This is a genomic window from Ferrimonas sp., from assembly GCF_048263965.1.
Classification (GTDB): Bacteria; Pseudomonadota; Gammaproteobacteria; order Enterobacterales; family Shewanellaceae; genus Ferrimonas.
This window is the reverse complement of the sequence record NZ_JBLXDO010000001.1, coordinates 240,251-261,107: the sequence shown is the minus strand read 5'-3', so window position 1 is coordinate 261,107 and position 20,857 is coordinate 240,251. Positions and strand designations below refer to the sequence as shown.

The 20,857-nt window shown below is 60.3% G+C and carries 21 protein-coding genes and 1 riboswitch; of the genes, 14 read left to right on the top strand and 7 right to left on the bottom strand.

What is annotated here, in order from left to right; all coding sequences use genetic code 11:
- Positions 1-17 precede the first annotated feature (17 nt).
- From ACN0RV_RS01225 to ACN0RV_RS01215, 3 genes are all read right to left on the bottom strand, one after another.
- A complete protein-coding gene (locus tag ACN0RV_RS01225) occupies positions 18-1,079 on the bottom strand; it encodes an MJ1255/VC2487 family glycosyltransferase (protein WP_417344833.1) in 1,062 nt (353 codons plus the stop codon).
- Between the two features lie 13 nt (positions 1,080-1,092).
- Positions 1,093-1,611 (bottom strand): phosphatase PAP2 family protein, encoded by a 519-nt coding sequence (locus ACN0RV_RS01220; protein WP_417344832.1) that lies wholly within the window; start codon positions 1,609-1,611, stop codon positions 1,093-1,095.
- A gap of 175 nt (positions 1,612-1,786) precedes the next feature.
- Complete coding sequence (locus tag ACN0RV_RS01215; protein ID WP_028107844.1) at positions 1,787-2,035, bottom strand: YgjV family protein; 249 nt, start codon at positions 2,033-2,035, stop codon at positions 1,787-1,789.
- Positions 2,036-2,377: 342 nt separating this feature from the next.
- On the opposite strand from ACN0RV_RS01215, the gene rraA reads away from it, so the two are divergent.
- Together rraA and ACN0RV_RS01205 are read left to right on the top strand one after the other, a co-directional pair.
- Complete coding sequence (gene rraA / locus ACN0RV_RS01210; protein WP_028107845.1) at positions 2,378-2,863, top strand: ribonuclease E activity regulator RraA; 486 nt, start codon at positions 2,378-2,380, stop codon at positions 2,861-2,863.
- Positions 2,864-2,865: 2 nt separating this feature from the next.
- Positions 2,866-3,927: a formimidoylglutamase gene (locus ACN0RV_RS01205; protein ID WP_417344830.1), complete on the top strand. Its 1,062-nt coding sequence runs from the start codon at positions 2,866-2,868 to the stop codon at positions 3,925-3,927.
- Here the strand turns inward: ACN0RV_RS01205 and ACN0RV_RS01200 are convergent.
- On the bottom strand, positions 3,899-5,815 hold the full coding sequence (locus tag ACN0RV_RS01200) for an EAL domain-containing protein (RefSeq protein ID WP_417344829.1): 1,917 nt from the start codon (positions 5,813-5,815) through the stop codon (positions 3,899-3,901). The genes ACN0RV_RS01205 and ACN0RV_RS01200 overlap by 29 nt on opposite strands.
- The gene (locus ACN0RV_RS01195) at positions 5,812-6,477 is read right to left on the bottom strand and encodes a transglutaminase-like cysteine peptidase (protein WP_417344827.1); all 666 of its coding nucleotides are present in this window, start codon (positions 6,475-6,477) and stop codon (positions 5,812-5,814) included. The genes ACN0RV_RS01200 and ACN0RV_RS01195 overlap by 4 nt, the downstream gene beginning before the upstream one ends.
- Before the next feature lie 158 nt (positions 6,478-6,635).
- On the opposite strand from ACN0RV_RS01195, the gene ubiE reads away from it, so the two are divergent.
- The 12 genes from ubiE to ACN0RV_RS01135 all read left to right on the top strand — a co-directional run bounded on the left by ubiE (position 6,636) and on the right by ACN0RV_RS01135 (position 17,919).
- Positions 6,636-7,388, top strand: coding sequence for a bifunctional demethylmenaquinone methyltransferase/2-methoxy-6-polyprenyl-1,4-benzoquinol methylase UbiE (gene ubiE / locus ACN0RV_RS01190; RefSeq protein WP_286340691.1), 753 nt, complete (start codon positions 6,636-6,638; stop codon positions 7,386-7,388).
- Positions 7,389-7,400: 12 nt separating this feature from the next.
- On the top strand, positions 7,401-8,003 hold the full coding sequence (locus ACN0RV_RS01185; protein ID WP_417344825.1) for a ubiquinone biosynthesis accessory factor UbiJ: 603 nt from the start codon (positions 7,401-7,403) through the stop codon (positions 8,001-8,003).
- Positions 8,000-9,634, top strand: coding sequence for a ubiquinone biosynthesis regulatory protein kinase UbiB (gene ubiB, locus ACN0RV_RS01180; protein WP_417344823.1), 1,635 nt, complete (start codon positions 8,000-8,002; stop codon positions 9,632-9,634). The genes ACN0RV_RS01185 and ubiB overlap by 4 nt, the downstream gene beginning before the upstream one ends.
- A 65-nt stretch (positions 9,635-9,699) precedes the next feature.
- Positions 9,700-9,924 carry a twin-arginine translocase subunit TatE gene (gene tatE, locus ACN0RV_RS01175; RefSeq protein WP_417344821.1) on the top strand — a complete coding sequence of 75 codons (225 nt, stop codon included), beginning with the start codon at positions 9,700-9,702 and terminating at the stop codon, positions 9,922-9,924.
- Positions 9,925-9,930: 6 nt separating this feature from the next.
- Positions 9,931-10,323, top strand: coding sequence for a Sec-independent protein translocase protein TatB (gene tatB, locus ACN0RV_RS01170; protein ID WP_417344819.1), 393 nt, complete (start codon positions 9,931-9,933; stop codon positions 10,321-10,323).
- A 2-nt stretch (positions 10,324-10,325) separates the two neighbouring features.
- On the top strand, positions 10,326-11,081 hold the full coding sequence (tatC, locus tag ACN0RV_RS01165) for a twin-arginine translocase subunit TatC (RefSeq protein WP_417344817.1): 756 nt from the start codon (positions 10,326-10,328) through the stop codon (positions 11,079-11,081).
- Between the two features lie 40 nt (positions 11,082-11,121).
- Positions 11,122-11,634 (top strand): hypothetical protein, encoded by a 513-nt coding sequence (locus tag ACN0RV_RS01160; RefSeq protein WP_417344816.1) that lies wholly within the window; start codon positions 11,122-11,124, stop codon positions 11,632-11,634.
- Positions 11,631-12,407 carry a TatD family hydrolase gene (locus ACN0RV_RS01155; RefSeq protein ID WP_417344814.1) on the top strand — a complete coding sequence of 259 codons (777 nt, stop codon included), beginning with the start codon at positions 11,631-11,633 and terminating at the stop codon, positions 12,405-12,407. The genes ACN0RV_RS01160 and ACN0RV_RS01155 overlap by 4 nt, the downstream gene beginning before the upstream one ends.
- A gap of 154 nt (positions 12,408-12,561) precedes the next feature.
- On the top strand, positions 12,562-13,533 hold the full coding sequence (hemB, locus tag ACN0RV_RS01150) for a porphobilinogen synthase (RefSeq protein ID WP_417345380.1): 972 nt from the start codon (positions 12,562-12,564) through the stop codon (positions 13,531-13,533).
- A gap of 161 nt (positions 13,534-13,694) precedes the next feature.
- Complete coding sequence (locus tag ACN0RV_RS01145; protein ID WP_417344812.1) at positions 13,695-14,234, top strand: thioredoxin family protein; 540 nt, start codon at positions 13,695-13,697, stop codon at positions 14,232-14,234.
- Positions 14,235-14,427: 193 nt separating this feature from the next.
- Positions 14,428-14,507: riboswitch (cyclic di-GMP riboswitch) on the top strand.
- Between the two features lie 82 nt (positions 14,508-14,589).
- Entirely contained in the window at positions 14,590-17,235 is a 2,646-nt protein-coding gene (locus ACN0RV_RS01140; protein WP_417344810.1) for a hypothetical protein, read from the top strand.
- 321 nt (positions 17,236-17,556) lie between these two features.
- Positions 17,557-17,919 (top strand): DUF3718 domain-containing protein, encoded by a 363-nt coding sequence (locus tag ACN0RV_RS01135; protein ID WP_417344808.1) that lies wholly within the window; start codon positions 17,557-17,559, stop codon positions 17,917-17,919.
- Between the two features lie 43 nt (positions 17,920-17,962).
- Here the strand turns inward: ACN0RV_RS01135 and ACN0RV_RS01130 are convergent, their stop codons facing one another.
- Together ACN0RV_RS01130 and ACN0RV_RS01125 are read right to left on the bottom strand one after the other, a co-directional pair.
- Positions 17,963-19,297, bottom strand: coding sequence for a CoA-disulfide reductase (locus tag ACN0RV_RS01130; RefSeq protein ID WP_417344807.1), 1,335 nt, complete (start codon positions 19,295-19,297; stop codon positions 17,963-17,965).
- 61 nt (positions 19,298-19,358) lie between these two features.
- A complete protein-coding gene (locus tag ACN0RV_RS01125) occupies positions 19,359-20,753 on the bottom strand; it encodes an L-cystine transporter (RefSeq protein ID WP_417344805.1) in 1,395 nt (464 codons plus the stop codon).
- Between the last annotated feature and the right edge of the window lie 104 nt (positions 20,754-20,857).

Here is a 20,857-nt window from a genome sequence, read left to right as displayed (position 1 = left end):
GCTAACAAACAGCAGACTCAATAGGCGTAGGCCCATTTGTGCTTCCAGCTCTCCGGCAACCTGGCTTCGCTCCAGGCCTGCTGACACAATTCGGAGACCTTATGCCACTCCCCTTTGGCCAGCCAGCGAGCCAGCATCTGGCCCATCTGGGGGTAGTGGATCACCTCCTGGGCACTGGAGGCCATCCAGGCCCGGATCTCCTCCCGGTCACCCCGCTTCATGGTGCGGGCGGCCCCCAGCAGCTCCAGGGCCAGGGCATTGGATTTCTGCTCAAACTGGCCCTTGAGGGGCTTGAGCAACAACTTCTTGCCCAGCACCAGGGCTTCGGACACCAGCTCGAAGCCCGCGGAGCACACCACCCCTGAGCAGCCGCTCAGGTGCTGATGGAACCCGGCACGCTCGAAGCCGTGCCAGTGAATGTGGCCAGGCAGATTGGCCGGGGCCGGCTTGCCATGGTAGACGTGACACTGAATCTCGGGCACAGAGGCCAACAGGGCGGCGATCTCTTCTGGCTCCTCAAACGGCAGGTAGATCAGCAGATGCCCCACATCCCTGGCCTGAGACTCGGGAGGCTCAATGAAGGGGGGCAGCAGATCACAGCCGAAGTGGTGCCAATGACACCCCAGGTGAATGGTGGCCGGAGCAAACTTCTCCATGATCATCCTGTCTATCCATCGCTGGCCAACGACCGGCACCTTATGCTGGAACGCGTTCTGGTGACTGACGCTGACGCACTCCTTGCCCTGCTGACGGGCCGCCCAGGCGGTGATGGGCTCAAAGTCATTCAGCACCAGATCGTAATCGCTCAGATCCAGCCCCTTAACGTCACGCCAGAACTGACGCAGGCTGTTCTTCTTGTAGGTGCCCCACATGCTGACCTCGCCACCCTTGGTGGCAAAGGTCAGTCCGGCGCGGCAATCGAAGTCGCCAAAGGGCGCCATATCGAAAAACTGCTCTCTGGGCCGACCGGAGAACAGGTAGTCCACCTCGATCCCTTCCGCCGCCAGGGCGGGGGCCATCACCCGTCCGCGGGTCAGATGGCCGTTTCCTGTTCCTTGAATTCCGTACAAAACTCGCATTTGACGTCCTTTCCTAAAGCAGCATGTTCATACTCATCAGGGCCGCCATAGTCCCCAGGGAAGCGCCGGCCACCACGTCACCCGGATAGTGGACACCCAGTACTATCCGCGCCCAGGCAACGCCGCAAGACCAGAGGAAGCACCAGGGGCCCAGTTCCGGTATGTACCAGCACAGTATGGTGGCAAACAGAAAGGCTGCCGCACTGTGGCCGGAGGGCAGGCTGAATCTGTCATGAGGGTCCACCAGGGCCCGACAGCCAGCCACCGCCTGACAGGGGCGGGCTCGACGCAATCGGGTTTTCAGGATCCAGTAAAGAGGCAGCTCGATGGCGTAAGCCATCAGCAACAAGCCGAACAACAGCGGCCCCTGATGGGGGTCCGCCGCAGCCGCAACCAGGGCAAACAGCGCATAGCCGGCTCCATCACCACTGCGGGACAGTTGACGCGCCGCCAGCTGACACAGGGGGCGATCCGCGGCGCGGTTGAGTATCAGGAAACAGCGCTTGTCCCAGCTATCCAGTCGTTGCCACATGAGAGTCTGCCTCGTCGAGTGAATGATTCAGACCTTAGTTATCGGCAATGACACTCACATGACAGGGGAGGGTCAGTTTGGTGACACAGCGAGCTGCGGGAGTGGTTTTTGAGGCGGGGAGAGCGGGGCACAAAAAAGGGCCGCCATTGGCGACCCTTTTCCAGGAGAAAGTGGCTTACGCCCCCTCTGCCTGAGGTGACTTCTGCTCGCGGAACATCTTAACCAGGTAGTAGACGTTTACGCTGGCCACGAAGGCGTTCATGGTCCACACCGGAGATGCATCGATGATAAGACCGTAGATAACGAACAGAGAGCAACCGATGAAGTTCAGCACACGCAGGCGAACAATGTTTTTCATCATCAGAGAGATGGCAACCATAACGGAGGCCATGTGACCGACTACTTCAACCAGGTTCAGTTCCATAGTATTAACCTTAAGAAAACGACTGACTGATCCCCTCGACCCTGACTGGTACTGGGGGTTCCTTGCCCCGAACTGTCTGGTGAATCATTAATCAAACTGTAAGAAATGGTAGCAAACAAGTTGTTAACATCAATACATTTATGCCCTTAACGTGATCAGGGTCACGCCAAAAGCCGCCTTGAGGTTGATTTATTTCGTTAATTTACAACACATCATTTTCGGCGGACGGCAAAGATTACTAAAAGTCGATTAACAAACAATGAGTTCTGCCACAAAAGCCGCATTTCAACGGTAAAAATTGCGGTTATACTTGAGCTGCACCAGTTATGCGAGGAGGGCATCATGCACTACAACACTTCTGAACTATGCGATCTGTACGCCGAACAGGTGGACGTGGTGGAACCCATGTTCAGCAACTTCGGTGGCTGTAACTCCTTTGGCGGAGAACTGCACACCATCAAGTGTTTCGAAGACAATGTGCTGATCGCCGAGACCCTTGAACAGGACGGCACCGGCAAGGTCCTGCTGGTGGACGGAGGCGGCTCACTGCGCCGCGCCCTAGTGGATGCGTCTCTGGCAGAGCTGGCCGCCCGCAACAACTGGGAAGGCCTGATCATCTATGGCTGCGTCCGCGAAGTGGATGCCCTGGAAGATATCGACATCGGCATTCAGGCCCTGGCCCCCATCCCGGTGGGTGCCTACCAGACCGGTGAGGGCGCCGTGGACGTGCCGGTGAACTTCGGCGGCGTCACCTTCCTGCCCGAAGATCATGTCTACGCCGATTCCACCGGCATCATCCTGTCACCTGATCCACTGGACATCGATTGATCATGCCCTTGCAACTGGCTGACCGCGCCTACCTGGCGCGGTTTTTGTCTCACCGTGCCGGCGAGGCCCATCAGGGTGAGCACTGGTTGCTGGCCGGCGAGCTGAGCGGACACACCCTTCCCCAGATTCTGGCCCAGGCCAGGCAACAGGGCGCCAGCTATGTGCTGCTTGGGGTACCGGAGGATCTCGGTCCCCGGGCCAACCTGGGCCGCGGCGGCGCCACCGATGCCTGGCACGCCTTCCTCGGCCAGTTCGCCAATATGCAGTCCAACGCCTTCCTTGGGGGGGAGCAGATTCTGCTGCTTGGGGAGATTCGTACCGAATCCCTGCAGCAACAGGCCCAGGGCCTTTCCAGCGACCACCCACAGGAGCTGGCCACCCTGCGCCAGCTTACCGAGCAACTGGATGCCCTGCTCAAACCGGTTGTCGCCCAGGTGGTTGCCGCCGGCCTGGAGCCCATCGTCATCGGCGGGGGACACAACAATGCCTACCCCATACTTGCGGGTGCCAGTGAAGCCATCGATGGCCCTCTTTCCGCGGTCAACCTGGACCCCCACAGCGACTTTCGAGCCACCGAGGGGCGTCACAGTGGCAATGGCTTCGCCTATGCCCACGAACAGGGCGCGCTGGATTACTACCACGTTCTGGGCCTGCACGAACTGAAGAACAACAGCACCAGCCTGGCGGCCCTGCAGGAGGCCGACAAGCGCTGGACCAGCTACCAGGCGATCTGGGTGCGACGGGAACTGAGCCTGGCCCAGGCTCTGGAGAGGATCAGCGATGACCTGCACCTGGCTGGTCGGCCACTGGGAGTGGAGTTGGACCTGGACGCGGTGGCCGGCCTGGCCAGCTCGGCAGAGACCGTTGCCGGCATCCCGCTAACCGATGCACTGCACAGTGTCTTTCACCTGGCGCGGCATCATCGCTGCGCCTACCTGCACCTGGCTGAAGGGGCGCCCGCCTGCCACCCCGCAGGTCCGGACGCCGGTCGCCGTCAAATCGGCCAGGCTCTGAGCGAGCTGGTATTCAGCTATCTCAGCGGCCGCCTTTCGGCAATTCACTGAAGGCAACCGGGCCGCTAAAGGCGAAACCCTGCAACCCATCCACCTGAAAATCGTGGAGGCGCTCAGCCACTGAGTGCTCCTCTACCTGTTCCGCCACCACCAGTACGTTGCGGGCGTGGGCCGCGGTGACCATCAGTGGCAGCAGAGACTCGTAGCTGCCCTCCTGGTTCATATGCCGGCTGTAGGCCGGATCCAGCTTTATCCCCTCCACGGGCAGGCTCTCCAGCTCCGCCAATCCCGCCGGGGTCACATGATCCAACCAGACCGGCACGCCCTGCTGTTGCATCAGCGTCACAAAGTGGCGACAGCCATCGCGATACTCCAGTGCGGCCTGCTCCGGGATCTCCACCGCCAGGGTGGCCCCAAGGTTTGACGCCTCCCGGGCGGCGTCCCGCAGCCGACTGATAAAGTGCTGGGACAGCAGGGAGGCCGTGGTCAGGTTCAGGGCCAGGGTCTGGGAAACCGGCGCCTGCCTGAGCTGCGACAGCAGGGTCTCCAGCACCAGCAGATCCACCTCCACCTGACGCTCCAGCCTCTGCGCCAACACCACCACAGCCCCGGGCGTACGCCACTGCTTACCGTCATGGAAACGGGTCAGCACTTCGTAGTAGAGGGTTTGGGCCTCACGGTCGATCACCTGATGAGCAAGCAATCTGGGCGGGTGCGCCAGCATGGCATCCAGCCGTTGGCTCTGAGCCACCTGATCACTGGGTACTACAGTCGTCGCCGGGCCGGGCTCACCGGCCAGCAGCCGCTGCAACTGCCCGTGGAGTCGCTGCTCCACCTCGGCCACCTCACCGCCAAAGATGAAGGCTTCGGACGCCACCATTGCCCGAGTGGCCCCCGCCTGCTGCACCCGCTGGCACAAATGCTGTTCCAGCTCCGCCCCCTGGGGCAGCCAGTCCTGCAGTTCGATGCCCGGCAACAGCGCCCAGAAGTCGGCCTGGCCCATGCGATAAAGGCGTCCTAAGGGGAAGCGTGCCAGCTGCTGACGCAGCAGCTCGGTGATCCCCGCCATCAGCGGCTGCTGGGCGGCCACCCCGCGGCTGCGCTCCAGGCCTTCCAGGCCCGACAGGTGCACCTGCACCACCACCCCCTGCTCCACCTCCCGATCCTTAAGCAGGTTGTCCAGCCGGTCCCGGCCACGGGTGCCGTTGCCCAGGCCGGTCTCGGCATCGATAAAACAGTTCTGCTGCAGCTGACGCATCCGCTTGCACTGCTGCCGGTACTGCAACTCGCTGTTCTCCACCATCCGATTCATGGTCAGGGTCAGCGCCTTGAGCTCCAACACCCAGGGCAACTTCTGCTGACGCAGGAAGCTGCGTCGCCTCAGTGCCTCCGCCTGGGCCTGTGCCGACTTCAGCGGCGCCAGGATCCAGCGAAGGCCCCAGGCGCCGCTGAAGATGGCCACCGCCGCCACCACCAGGGCCACCAGAAGCGCATTGAGGGAGATACGGTAGAGGTGTACCAGGGCCGGTTCGGGATTGACCTCCACCCGCAGGGTCGCCACCAGCTGCCAACCGGCATTGATCTCGGTTTCCCGCATCGGCACCTTGAGGTCTATCCACTCCCGGAACCAGCCGGGGGCGGTTTCTGGCGACCCAGTGATTCGGCGCGCCAGCCTGTTGTCACGGCCAACCAGCTCCAGGGAGGCGTAATCGCCCCGGTCGAAGATGGCGTCCACCATGGACTCCGCCAACACCCAGTCCCCCTCGGCCAACACCGGCGACAGTGACAACCCAAATGAGGTGGCGGTGTCCTGACCATGGCTGGCCAGCTGCTCCACCAGATAAGCCTGGCTGCCGCGGACAAACAGCAGCAGGGTGGTGGCGGTCAGAGAGGCCACCAACAGGACCAGGCAGATGAGAAGGAGTCGGAATAGGGTCATGAGGAGTCTCCTGCCAGTCGCTGCAGCAGGTCCTGCCACAGCAGTATGCCGTTGTCGCCCTGTTTCAGGCGCACGCCCTGATCGAAGGCCCGGGCCCGCCACAACCCCTCACCGTTGAAGGCGTAGACAGGCAACAGATCCGGACGTTGGTCGCCGGGAAGTATCTTGGGGTTAAGGTTATCCAGAACCAGGGGCATGGCGCTGTCGCTCTCCAGGTAGATCAGCACCATGTGCGCCTGATTCAGTTCCAGAGCCTTGGCGTACATCAGCCTGAGGTGTTCAGAGGAGAGGCCCAGCACCCTCAGGGTGAAGAACTTGGCCAGGGAGAAGTCCTCACAGTCCCCACCGCCGCTGGCCACAAATTCGAAGGGCGTCGCCCAGTAGTCATCCCGGTTCCAGTGAGTGGCATCCGCAACGAAGTGGTAACGGTTGAAGTGGTCATTGACCGCAGCAAGATGATCATGGGCGGGCAACTTCATCGCCAGTCTGGCCTCGATAAAGGCCTTGAGTTCATGAACCTGGGCAAGCCCCTGTTCGCCAAAGCGTCTTTCAATGGGAACCAGGCGCTCTGGCAGGAAGAAGTCTCGCCATTGAGGCACCTCCTCCGCCCACCCGGGCAGGCTCGGCATCAGCAAAAGGAGAAGCCAAATTGTAACTCTCACATCCCTGTGTCCTGTGGCCTGTCTGTCCCCATGAGTCCGATCACCGTCGTGCGCCACAGTGATAAGGGTTACAGATTGATCCCGCACCATTTCTGTTCATTGCTTTAAAGTGTAGACTGTGTCCAATTTCCAGCTAGCAAACATAGGAATGCCCGCTCATGGCAGACAACGGGGACAAGACCCATTTCGGATACAAGACGGTGGAAGCCGACAAGAAGGCCGAAATGGTGGCCGACGTATTCCATTCCGTCGCATCCAAATATGACCTGATGAATGACCTGATGTCCTTTGGCGTACACAGGTACTGGAAACGCTTCACCATCGAGTGCGCCGCCGCCCGTCCCGGCATGAAGGTGCTGGACCTGGCCGGCGGTACCGGCGACCTGACCCGCAAGTTCTCTCAGCTGGTGGGTGAAAAGGGTGAGGTGGTGTTAGCGGACATCAACGACTCCATGCTGAAAGTGGGCCGAGCCAAGCTGCAGGATCAGGGCGTGGTGGGCAACGTCAACTATGTTCAGGCCAATGCCGAAGCCCTGCCCTTCCCGGACAACCACTTCGACATCATCACCATCGCTTTCGGTCTGCGCAACGTCACCGAGAAGGCCAAGGCGCTGGCCTCCATGCAGCGTGTCCTCAAGCCAGGCGGCAAGCTGCTGGTTCTGGAGTTCTCCAAGCCCCTGAACCCGATGATGCAGAAAGCCTACGACTTCTACAGCTTCCAGGTGATCCCCCGCATGGGCTCCATGGTGGCTGGCGATGCCGAGAGCTACCAGTACCTGTCTGAGTCCATTCGTATGCACCCGGATCAGGAGACCCTGAAGCAGATGATGCTGGACGCAGGTTTCGACCAGGCTGACTACGTCAACATGACCAATGGTGTGGTTGCCCTGCACCGCGGCTATAAATTCTGATCCTGAGGTAATATGCACCTTGCGACCCTGGTAGCAGGCAGCCTGGAAGCGGCGCTGGGGCACCTGCTGACGTACCATCCCGATCCTCGTCCCCTGGCTGATTGCCGGGGACAGGTTGTGGAACTGCAACTGGCGGAGCTGCCCTGGCCGCTCTTCCTGATCCTCAATCACCCCATCCAGGTCTACAGCCGTTACGGCGGTGAGCCTCAGGCAACCCTGACCGTCAGCCTGTCGGTGCTGGCCGATATCCAGCAGGGCGCCCCCCTGTCGGAGCTGGTGCAGCAGAAGAAGCTGGAGATCAGCGGCGACATGCAGCTGGTGGGTAAACTGGCCCAGGTGCTGACCGGCATCGAACCGGACATCACCGAGCCTCTGAGTAAGGTGCTGGGCGACGGCATGGCCTACCGGGTACACAACCTGGGACAGAGCCTATTTGCCATGGGCAAGAAGCATGTCAGCGCCACCCAGGCACACCTGGGGGACTACCTGGTGGAGGAGCGACGGGTCTCTCCCGCCGCCGATGAAGTTGCCAGTTTCTGCCGTCAGGTGGATGAGCTGGAACAACGCACCCAGGCCCTTGCCAGCCGGTTAGCGGCACTGGAGTCCCGCTCATGAGCTGGGGCGCCATCAAACGGGCCTACCAGGTCGCCCGTACCTTTCGCCAGTACCGCCTAATTGAACTGCTGCCGGAACACCGCCGCCCTCTGCCCCTGAAGCTAATGGACGCCAGCCTGTTCTGGGTCGGTCGCAAGTCCCTCGATGCCCACCCCTCGGTGCGGGTGCGCCTGGCCCTTCAGAGTCTGGGGCCGGTATTCATCAAGTTCGGTCAGATGCTGTCCACCCGACGGGATCTGCTCCCGGACCTGTTCGCCGATGCCCTGGCCCAACTGCAGGATCAGGTGCCTCCCTTCGACGGCGAATTGGCCAAGGCGGAGATCGAGTCCGCACTGGACCATGAGATCCATACCCTGTTCGATCACTTCGACATCACCCCTCTGGCCTCCGCCTCGGTGGCCCAGGTGCACACCGCCACCCTGCGCAGCACCGGTGAAGAGGTGATTCTCAAGGTGGTGCGCCCGGACATCGAAGCGGTGATCCTGGCAGACCTGACCCTGATGGAGGCCGGCGCCCGGCTGGTTCACAACACCCGCAAGGGCAAGCCTCTGCGCGCCATTGAGGTGGTGGAGGACTACCGCAAGACCATCCTGGCGGAGCTGGACCTGGTGCAGGAAGCCAGCAATGCCCGCCGTCTTCGGGACAACTTTGCCGGTTCCCCCGCCCTCTACATCCCCCGGGTCTACCCGGAGCTGTGCCGGCGCAAGCTGCTGGTGATGGAGCGGATTCACGGCATCCCGGTGACCGACATCGAGGCCCTCAAGGCCCAGGGCACCAACATGAAGTTGCTGGCGGAGCGCGGCGTGGAAGTGTTCTTCACTCAGGTGTTCCGGGACAACTTCTTCCACGCCGACATGCACCCGGGCAACATCTTCGTCAGCCGGGAGCACCCGGACGACCCCATGTACATCGGCATCGACTGCGGCATCGTCGGCAGTCTCACCGAGAACGACAAGCGCTACCTGGCGGATGTGTTCCTGGCATTCTTCAACCAGGACTACTCGCGCCTGTCCCAGGTGTACATCGACTCGGGCTGGATCAGCGCCGACACCAACCCGGTGGAGTTTGAAAAGGCCCTGCGTAAGGTGCTTGAGCCGCTGGAGAACAAGCCACTGTCACAGATCAGCTTCGGCCACCTGCTGGTGGAGCTGTTCCGTTGTGCCCGTGAATTCGAGATGGAGGTGCAACCTCAGCTGGTGCTGCTGGAGAAGACGCTGCTCTACATCGAAGGGCTGGGACGCCAGCTGTACCCCCAGCTGGACCTGTGGCAGACCGCCAAACCCTTCCTCGAGCAGTGGATGGCGGAACAGCTTGGACCCTCGGCTCAAATGAAGCGGGTAAAGGAGGCTTTGCCCTTCTGGTTGGAGAAGCTTCCGGAGATGCCGGATCTCATCCACGACAATTTACAGTTGAGCAAGGCGCTATTGCGACATCCGCAAGGTGTGATGGAGCGCTACATAAATCAGCGTCGAACAATTCACAATAGTCACTACTTCCTCATTATTGGCTCGGTTTTGTTGATCTCGGGCACACTATTGATAGGGAAATTCAGTACAATCTGGCCTTCTATAACCCTTGCCCTGACCGGGCTGGCCTGTTGGGCCAAAGGGTGGCGACTTAACAACCAGTGAAAATGTCGCCGATACTTGTTACATTGAACATCGTTTATTGACCTGTTAAATACCCCGGAGACAACATGGGCGGCATCAGCATTTGGCAACTTCTTATCATCGCACTCATCGTGGTACTGCTGTTCGGTACCAAGAAGCTGCGCGGCATGGGCTCTGATCTGGGCGGCGCTGTAAAGGGCTTCAAGAAAGCCATGGGCGACGAAGACAAGGGCGCAGAAAAGAAAGCGATCGAAGAGAGCAAAGCAGAGGACAACACCACTGCCGAGCAGAAAAACAAAGAACAGGCCTAAACCACTATGATCGACGGTATCGGCCTGTTTGAACTGGTCCTGATTGCCGTTCTGGGCTTGGTGGTTCTGGGGCCCGAACGTCTACCAGTGGCGGTGCGCAGCATCAGCCGCTGGGTCAGCACCATCAAGCGCATGGCCAACTCGGTGAAGGATGAGCTCGAACAGGAGCTGAAGATCGAGCAGCTGCAGTCGGATCTGAAGAAGGCGGAGTCCAAAGGACTCGAGTCTCTGGATCCCGGTCTGAAACAGTCTATCGAGGAACTGCGTTCCGCCGCGCAATCGGTGAACCGCCCCTACCAGATGGACGACAGCAAGCCCGACGCATCCACCCCCACTGTCTCGCCACAACCCGAGATCAGCGAAAAGAAAGCCGCTGAACCGGGTAAAACCGCAGAGTAAGTATGTCCGAGCAGCAACCCCTAATCAGTCATCTGCTCGAGCTGAGAAACCGCCTGTTGCACGCAATAGGCGGCATCCTGCTCGTGTTCGCCAGCCTCGCCTACTGGGCCAACGACATCTACAACTTCCTGTCGCTGCCCCTGTTGGAGGTGATGCCGGAGAACGCCTCCATGATCGCAACGGACGTGGCGTCCCCCTTCTTCGCCCCGTTCAAGCTGACCATGTTTGTGGCGCTGTTCATCGCCATGCCCTATGTGTTGTATCAGGTGTGGGCCTTTATCGCCCCGGGACTGTACAAGCATGAGAAGAAGCTGGTCTTCCCTCTGCTGTTCAGCAGCTCCATCCTGTTCTACGGCGGCATCGCATTTGCCTACTTTATCGTGTTCCCCGTGGTGTTCGGCTTCTTCACCAGCGTTGCTCCGGAAGGAGTGCAGGTGGCCACGGACATCAACAGCTACCTGAGCTTCGTCCTCAAGCTGTTCTTCGCCTTCGGCCTCGCCTTCGAAATTCCGGTGGCGGTGATACTGATGGTGTGGACCGGCATGACCACCCCGGACGACCTTAAGAAAAATCGCCCCTATATTGTTGTCGGCGCCTTCGTTGTTGGTATGCTGTTAACGCCGCCGGACATCATCTCTCAAACCATGCTGGCTCTGCCTATGCTGCTGCTGTTTGAGGGAGGCGTGTTCTTCTCTCGTCTGTACCAACCTAAGGACGATGAAGAGGAAGAGGTGCAAGAGGAGCCTACCGAAGAGTAGCCCAGTCACGGCGGTCCTTACGTTTAATCAAGGAACAGTTATGCTTAAGACCGCCGTATTCTCCCTGCTGCTAGCCCCGGCAGCTGTCTCCGCCGCAGACGCGGCCTGTCACGCCATCCAAGACCAGATCCAGCGCCTGGCCTGTTACGACAAGGCCGCCGAGTCCGTGGTTAATTGCGCCAGCCTAAATGACAAGCTGGATCGCCTGGTGTGTTTCGACAAGCTGGGTAAGCCTGCCCACGCTGGCATCCCCGCCAAACCTGCCGCCCCTCAGGCAGCGGCACCGGCCGATGCCGACGAGCGCTTTGGGCTGAGCGATAAACGTCCCGAAGAGCCGGAAGCCATCAAGGCCAGCATCAACAAGCTGAAGAAAGACCCCTACGGCAAGTTCATCGTGACCCTGGACAACGGCCAGGTGTGGAAGCAGATCGACTCCAAGCGCTTCCGCCTGAAGCAGGACAAACCGGTCACCATCGAAAAGGCCTCCCTGGGCTCCTTTATGCTGACCCAGGAGGGCAGCAGCAAGAGCGCCCGGGTGAAGCGAGTGCAATGATCGACATCGCCGTAAACCTGACCTCCAGCCAGTTCAGGGACGACCTTGAACTGGTGCTTACCCGCGCCAGGGAAGCCGGGGTCGACACCCTTATCGGCCTGGCCAGTGACCTGGAGGAAGCGCAACAGCTGCAGCCACTGGCGGAGCAGTATCCCGGCATCTTCATCACCGCCGGCATCCACCCCCACTACGCCAGTCACTTTGACGCCGCCAGCATAGAACACATCGAGGATCTGTGCCGCCACCCCAAGGTGGTGGCCGTCGGGGAGTGCGGCCTGGACTTCAACCGGGACTTCTCTCCTAGACCGGACCAGCGCCGCGCCTTCGAAGCCCAGCTCAAGCTGGCCTGCGATCTGGGCAAACCGGCGCTGATGCACTGCCGGGATGCAGGAGCGGAGTTCACCGCCATGGTCTCGGACGTGCGCGGCGACCTCAGCGGCGGTGTGCTGCACTGCTTCACCGGCAGCGAACAGGAGCTGCAACAGGCCCTGGAGCTGGATCTCTACATCGGCATCACAGGCTGGGTCTGCGACGAGCGCCGGGGCGCAGAACTTGCCAGGCTGGTGCCGCAGATCCCCGATGATCGCCTGTTGCTGGAGACCGATGCTCCCTACCTGCTCCCCAGGGATATCCGCCCCAAACCCAAGACACGGCGCAACGAACCGAGATGGCTGCCACACATCGCCAATAAAGTGGCCGAGCTGCGCAACCAAAGCGTGGATGCGCTGTCCCATCACTGTCTACAGAATGCCAAGCGCCTGTTTCAAGTGTGATTAAGCTCCTGCCTTAAGGAGTAGAGTTTGCTAATATTGACGCCGTCATATCGGCCTTGACCCCCGTCACACCGTGATCGGTCTTTGGCGATACCCCCTCATTCATAAGGAGCTGCAAGTGACCGTTGTAACCGGACCTTTTTCCCGCCGCCGTATGCGTCGGATGCGTCGCCATGACTTCTCCCGCCGCCTGATGGCCGAGAGCCAGCTGAGCGTCAACGATCTGATCTATCCGGTGTTCGTTCTGGAGGGCAATGCCCGTAAGGAAGTGGTCGACTCCATGCCTGGCGTCGAGCGTCTCTCCATCGATCTGCTGATCGAAGAGGCCCGCGAGCTGGTAGAGCTGGGTGTGCCTGCCGTAGCCCTGTTCCCGGTTACCCCTCAGGAGCAGAAATCCCTGGGTGCCGAAGAGGCCTACAACCCAGAGGGTCTGGCCCAGAAAGCGGTCCGCGCCCTGAAACGTGAGTTCCCCGAGCTGGGCGTGATCACCGACGTGGCCCTGGATCCCTTCACCACCCACGGTCAGGACGGCATCATTGACGACGAGGGTTACATCCTCAATGACATCACCACCGAAGTGCTGGTGAAACAGGCCCTGTCCCACGCAGAAGCCGGTGCCGACGTTGTGGCACCCTCCGACATGATGGATGGCCGCATCGGTGCCATCCGTGACGCCCTGGAAGAGGCGGGTCATGTGAACACCCAGATCCTGGCCTACTCCGCCAAGTACTCCTCCAGCTACTACGGTCCCTTCCGCGATGCGGTCGGTTCAGCCGGCAACCTCAAAGGTGGCAATAAGCACACCTACCAGATGGATCCCGCCAACTCCGATGAGGCCCTGCAAGAGGTGGCCATGGACATCGAAGAGGGCGCCGATATGGTGATGGTGAAGCCTGGCATGCCCTACCTGGACATCGTACGTCGAGTGAAGAGCGAGCTGCAGGTGCCCACCTTCGCCTACCAGGTGAGCGGCGAGTACGCCATGCACATGGCCGCCATCCAGAACGGCTGGCTGGACGAGCGCAAGATCGTGATGGAGTCCCTGCTCTGCTTCAAGCGCGCCGGAGCCGATGGCATCCTGACCTACTTCGCCAAACGTGTGGCCCAGTGGCTGAACGAGAAGTAAGGTAAACACCTCAATGACACAAGGGGAGCCTCGGCTCCCCTTTTCATTGCCTACCCCTGTTCGGTTTTGACCGATCCCGGTCACGTTTCCACAATTCTGGAAGAACATAGTCGACAATTCTGAGTCAGACTGATCAGCAGGATAGAGAGAATGAGAGCACCATGAAAAAGACAACTTTGCTGGCCATGATGCTGGCCCCGGCTTTGATGAGCACCTCCGCTATGGCAAACTCCGGCTGTGGTTTCGAAGAGGGCCAGAAAGGTCCCTTCGCCACCTGCACCCAAGAGGAGAAACAGGAGGTAATTTTGACCGGTGAACTGGCCATGGCCGATATTATGGAAGCGATCCCCGGCTACGGCGATAACTTCGACAGCTACGCCCCCGAATCCAAGTGGATTGATGCCCTGAAGGCGGTAGACACCCCCACCGAGATCGTAGTGATCATCGGCACCTGGTGTCCCGACTGCCATCGCGAGACCCCACGCTTTGCCAAGCTGCTGGAGCTGGTGAACAATGACAATCTGTCGGCCCGCTACATCGGTGTCGACCGCCAGAAATCCGATCCGCAGAACCTGGCTGCCGCCTACGAGTTCAAGCGTATCCCCACCTTCATGGTGATCCAGGATGGCAAGGAGATCGGCCGCATCGTCGAGACTCCTGAGCACTCCCTGGAGCAGGATCTGGCCGAAATCCTCAAATAGTCCCCTCAGGCCGAATCAGCTCAACTGGTTCGGCCTCTTAGCGCCACTTCAAACAACTGATTTGTAAAGATAATATTTACAGGCGCTCATCACTTAATCTCAGCACCAAGTACACCCACTGACACCCTCACTTCACCATGCTCTAATGGGCCCGACCCAAGATAAAACCGAGCCTTGGGTTCGATTTTCGTTACGCTGACAATGGCAAACCAACCGTGAGGTTGGGACGCAAAGCTTCCGGTCTCGCCCAGGTGAGATAGCGGGGTTTCCAGCGGAGGGCCCCTGTTTGTTTTTGGGGCTCCATACAGCCAAAGACAGCGTTTGGATAGGATCAACCATTGGAGATGGTAGATTTATGCAGTTCAAGCGCCACCTTATCGCCCTGTCCCTGACAGCGGCACTGACCCAACTCACCGCCTGCGGCGGCGGCTCCTCAGACTCCGCCCCGGCTCCGCAACCCGAACCCCAGCCAGGCCAAAGCCTTCAAGGCGCCACCGCCGATGGTTACCTGGTCAATGCCCAGGTGTGCCTGGATCTCAACAGCAACGGCGAATGCGATGCCGATGAGCCCAGCACCCTGACCCAGGCCGGAGGCCAGTACAGTTTCGAAAACCTCGATGCGGCCCTGGATCTCAGCCAGGTGCAGATGCTGGTTAAGGTGATCGCCGGCCAGACCGAGGATGAAGACAACCCGGGCGTAGTGCTGACCCAGGGCTACACCATGACGGCACCGGCCGGTGTGGTGGAGTTTGTCAGCCCCCTGACCACCCTGCTCGCCTCTGAGATGGACAGAGCCGGAGTGGACCAGGAGACCGCGGCCGCGGCCCTGGAACAGACTCTGGGCATTCTGGGCTCAGACCTGAGCCTGGTGGAAGACTACATTGCCGGCAAACAACAGCAGGCCAATGGCGACGGCTACAAACGACTGCACCGGGTCGCCCAGGTGGTCGCCCGTGTCACTGCCAAGGCGAAACACGCCGTCGAGCAGAACGGCGGCACCGGTGGTGATGCCGAAGACAACGAAGTCGCGGATGCCATCGCCGAAACCCTGACCGAAAACCTGGAGCGTCTGGTAAACCGGGTCGATGAGGCGGAAGCCAACGGCCAGGAGCCCGATGCCGACACCATCGCCGATGAGGTTGCCGGCGAGCTGCCTCTTGACCCCGAAGAGGTTCAGGACAGAGTCGAGCGCAAACGTGAGCGTGGCGACCTGGAAGAGGCCAGCCTGGTGACCCTGCTCGAGTCCGAAGGGGGCATGTTCGAACTGGATGGCCACTCCGATGTGTTCTTCGACGCCAGCACCAACCAGTGCATCAAGGAGCGCGAGCTGGGCTATCAGCAGATCCAGAAGGTCGAGTCCCTGATCACCTTTAACCGCTTCCGCTACGACGGCCCCGATGCCGGCTTTGTCGAGGTCAGCGAAGATGAACAACGCGGCATGCTGGTGTGGAAAGGGGAAGCCTGGGCAGAGATGAACGACCAGGTGGAGGTTGTCTCCCTGGAGGAGGATGGCTCCGTCATCGTCAGCTCCGATATGGATGGCCGCCAGCAGGTCTGGGCTCAGCAACTGGACCTCTCTGACCTTAAGCTGAAGCGCTACGCCAAGGGCGAGCACGAGTGGAAATCCCTGTTCAGTGGCGATCAGCTGTTCCCAGAAGGCGCCAGCGGTTACCAGATGACCTTCAAGCAGCTTGAGAGTCGCGCCATGCTGCCCTACCGGGCAGAGTGTGACGCTTCTGTTCAATGGTGCAACCAGGTGGTTCTGCCCACAGGTCCGGTTCAGACCCTGGCCGAACTGATGAATGACGCCACCACCGAAGAACCCAAGCTGGTCTACATCGGCGGTGACGACGACACCAGCCTGGCCATCGCCCTGCAGGGCTCCATCGAGGAGGACCAGGGTAAGGTACAACTCTATGTGGTTGAGCACGATGAGTGTGATGACAACGGCTGCGGCGCTCCCGAGCTGAAAGAAAACGCCGACGCCAGCTGGAGCAAGACGCCCATGGGCCTGGTACTGGACCTGCCTGAGTGGGGCCACTCCTTCACCCATCGTCGCCGCGCTCAGCCCCTTCTCACCGAGTATGAGGGCGCGGTGCGCCACGGCTTTGTTCTTGGCGAGGGCCTGACCCGCAGCGATCAGTGGGGCTTCAACCAGGTGGCCATGGACGCCTTCCTGGCCAACCTGGGTACACCTGAGCTGCGTGAAGTGGAAGACGCCGAGGAGTGTGGCTTCGAGCCTGACGACGGCCAGGAGCCCGATGATGGCGTTGAGCCCGGGGAAGAGCCAACCAACCCGGACCTGGTGGCCGATGAGACCGCCATGGCCGCCCTGGTGGGCAACCGCTACCTGGCCAAGGACAGCGACTTCGAAGCCCTGCTCCACTTTATGCCAGAGGGTCGTGTCCAGGTGTGGCTGGAGGAGATGGACTCCACTGGCGACAATACCGAAATTCTGGCCGGAAGTTGGCTCATCGACGCCCAGCATCAACTGCTGATGAAGTTTGGCGAGAATGACTGGGTACTGATCCAGCTGCCCTCAGAGGGCCTGGACGGCGACGTAATGAAGGTCACCGAAGAGGATGAAGGCCAGATTCGCGAATACAGCATGAGCCTGGTACGCCCCTTCACCCTTGAGGGACTGGAAGCGCCTCTGGACCTGCGGCTGTCTGCCACAGGCGAGGATGGCTGCGTCTTGGATCTGCACCTCAATGGGGTGGCCACAGACCAGCAGGGAACAGGCTGGGTCGATCTGGCCCAATGCCCGGACGAAGATCCCAACGCCCCCACCGCCTTCGAGATGGTCTGGTACCAGACCGGCTCCGGCCTGGAACTGAGCCCTGTTGGCCCCAATGGTGAAGCCTCACCCCAGCGTCACCACCTCTACTGGTTTGGCAGTGAAGGGACCGAACAGGTTCTGACCCGAAGCTTTGCCGTGGCCGAAGATGGCACTGCTGAGCTGGAATCTCTGGACAGTTTCCTGTTTAGCCTGATTCGCTAACATCCTCAGAAAGGGGCGGCCTGAGCCGCCCCTTTTCATTCTCCGGCTCTCCCAAGAGCCCGGCACCTCGCCCTATTGGCGCAGCGACTCCTTCGCCGCGTGCCAACTCATGCCACCGTTGATGTCAAACTGTGTCCAGCTGTAAGCGGCCATAACCAACCTCTGCGGTTTTAGGCGGCTAACCCTATGAAAGCCATCGCACCTGCCGTGAACTCCTCATATGAGCAGTCTAAGGCGGTTACAACTGCTCATCATCTGCTAACAGCTTTTCCCTGCCACTCTGCCAAGGTGTGCTTAAACCCACCCACAGAAGGACACTGGATGATGAAAGCACTGTTGATGACCGGACTGCTGGCCCTGGGCTCGCTGAGTACCGCCATGGCTCAGGACACTCAGTTTGTTGCCGCCGATGACAGAATAGAAACCCAACTCTGCCTGACCGCCGTCACCGAAAGTTGGCGTTCGATGGATCGCACCCTGAACCACTCAGGCTACAGCCTGATGCATGTCTCGCGGGCGCTGAAGTGCAATGATATCCCGGTGGCCGTGTTTGCCGCCCAGTACAATGCGGATCCCAGAATGGCCAAGCACCTGACCAAATTCAGCCGGGACACCATCAAGCAGGAGGTGGAGATCACCGACCTGACCGCCATGACCAGGACGATTCGGATAGAGGGACACTAGCCCCAAAAAAGGGAGCCTGTTGGCTCCCTCTTCCGTTCAGGCTTTACCTGGCTACGTTGCCCGCCACGTTGAGGGCGTCCCAGGTTCGGGCAAAGGGGGGCGCATAGACCAGATCCAGCATCCCCAGGTCTTCGGTGGTCAAACCGCCAACGATGGCCGCCGCCAAGGCATCCACCCTAAGCACCGCGCCCGGTCCACCGGCCACCTGGCCCCCCAACAGGCGCTTGTCCTCGGTGCGGTACACCAGCTTCACCCGCAGATCACGCTGTTCCGGCACATAGTTGGTGGTGTTCTTGTCGTTAATCACCACGGTGCTGAAGGCCAGCCCCTGAGCCTGGGCCTCCTGCTCGCTCAGGCCGGTGCGACCCGCCTCCAAGCCCAGCACCTTGACCCCGGCACTGCCCAGGGTTCCCGGGAACACCTTCTCCCTGCCACAGAGATTCTCACCGATCATCCTTCCCAGCTTGTTGGCACTGGTGGCCAAAGGCAGGTAGGCAGGACGGCCACTCACTCTGTGAGGCACGGTGGCGCAATCCCCAGCCGCATACACACCGGGCAAGCTGGTGCGCCCCTGAGGGTCGATGACGATGGCACCGTTGGCCAGACGGTCTATGCCGGTATCGGCCAGAAACTCGGTGGTGGGCTTCACTCCGGTGGCCAGAATCACCAGATCGGCCGGATACTGTCCAAGCTCCGACACCACCTGACGGACCTGTCCCTCCCCTTCCAGAGAGGTCACAGACTCATTCAGGTGCAGCTGCACCCCCTGGCGGATCAGCTCCGCTTCCATCAGTTCGCTGATCTCGGCATCGAAGGATTCGCTGAGGACCCGTCCGGCACGTTCGATCACCCGCACCCGCTTGCCTTGGTGAACCAACGCCTCGGCCACCTCCAGACCGATGTAACCGGCGCCGATCACCACCACGTCCTGCACCTCGTCGGATGCCAGCAACGGCTTGATGGTCAGGCCATCCTCGAGGGTCTTAAGGAAAAACACCCTGTCCAGCTCCAGGCCGTCAATGGGAGGGGCCACCGGGGCAGCGCCGGTGGCGATCATCAGCTTATCGAAGGGCTGGGGAAAGCTGTGGCCCTTGTCCAGATCGGTGACCAGCAGGGTGCGTTTGGCCATATCCACCCGTTCGACACGGTGGCCAACGCGCAGATCGATGCCGGAATCGCGGAACTGCTCGACACTGCGCTCCGCCATAAACCCACTATCATCGAAACTGTCACCAATGTAATAGGGCAAGCCACAGGCGCCGAAGGAGACGACCTGGGACTGTTCGAACACAATGATCTCCGCCTCACGGTCGGTGCGTCTGGCCTTGGCGGCGGCGCTCATTCCGGCGGCTTCCGCCCCGATAATGACAATTCTCATACTCTGCATCTTCCAAATAAAAGGCCGCCTCGGGGCGGCCTTGATCCTATTCTTGGGCGGCTCAGGCCGACTCCAGATCCACGTCCAGTTCCTGCTCAGAGTTATACACCGACATGTCGGTCTGACCCAAGACCCGACTGGTAACAAAACCGGCGGTCATGGCGCCATTCACGTTCAGCGCGGTCCGGCCCATGTCGATCAGCGGCTCGATGGAGATCAGCAGGCCCGCCAGGGCCACAGGCAGATCCAGAGCGGTCAGTACGATCAGCGCCGCGAAGGTGGCACCACCACCCACACCGGCCACGCCAAAAGAGCCCACCACTATGGTGGCGATCAGGGTGGCGATAAAGGTCGGCGTCATCGGATCGATGCCCACGGTAGGGGCGATCATCGCCACCAGCATCGCCGGATAGATGCCGGCGCAGCCATTTTGACCTATGGTGGCCCCGAAGGAGGCCGCCAGGTTGGCGATGCCATCCGGGATCCCCAGTCTGTGGGTCTGAGTCTGAATGTTCAGCGGTATGGTACCGGCACTGGTACGGCTGGTAAAAGCGAAGGTGAGCACCGGCAGCACCTTGCGTACGAAGGTGATCGGGTTGCCGCCGAAGAAGATAATCAGTCCCAGGTGCACCAGGAACATCAGTCCCAGGGCCAGGTAGGAGGCGGCCACAAAGTTGATCAGATTAAAGATGTCGGCGAACTGACTGGTGGCCAGTACCTTGGTCATCAACGCCATCACCCCATAAGGGGTCAGCCTCAGCACCAGGGTGACGATGCGCATCACCACTGCATAGGCCACTTCCACGATGCGGTCGAAGCGCTCAGCCACCTCCGGCTGCTTGCGGTGCAGGCCCAAACCAGCCACTCCGACAAAGGCGGAGAAGATCACCACGGAGATGATGGAGGTATCCCTGGCTCCGGTCATATCCAGGAAGGGGTTAGCGGGGATCAGGTTGACCAGGGTATTGGCGATGGAGATGCCGGTGGCCGCACCCTCACGAGACATCAGGTAGGCGGCACGATCCGCTTCCCGGGCGCCCTGAGTCAGCCCCTCGGCAGTCAGACCAAACAGGTTGGCGACAAAGAACCCGATGAGGCCGGCAATGGCCACGGTGATCAGCAGCACCCCGATGGTCAGGCCGCTGATTCGGCCCAGGGCCTCGGCGTCTTTGAGCTTGAGAATGGCGCTGATGATGGACACCATCACCAGGGGCATGACGATCATCTTCAGCAGCTGGACATAGCCCTTGCCGACAACATTGAAATAATCGATGGAGGTCGCCAGCTCAGGAGAGTCCACTCCGTAGATCAATTGCAACACCAGACCAAAGGCCACGCCCAGGCCCAAACCGGCAAATACCCTGTGGGTAAACTTCATGTGTTTCTGCTGCATGCGGTACAGCACCCACAACAGGGCCAACATCACCAACAGGTTGGCGACCACCAGTAGACTCATACTCTTTTACCTCACCCCAATGGGGCTATCTCTGCGAAATGTTAAAAAAATTGGTGCGATATTATTGTTTAGACCCGCAAATCGAGGGATTTATTTCGGGCGGT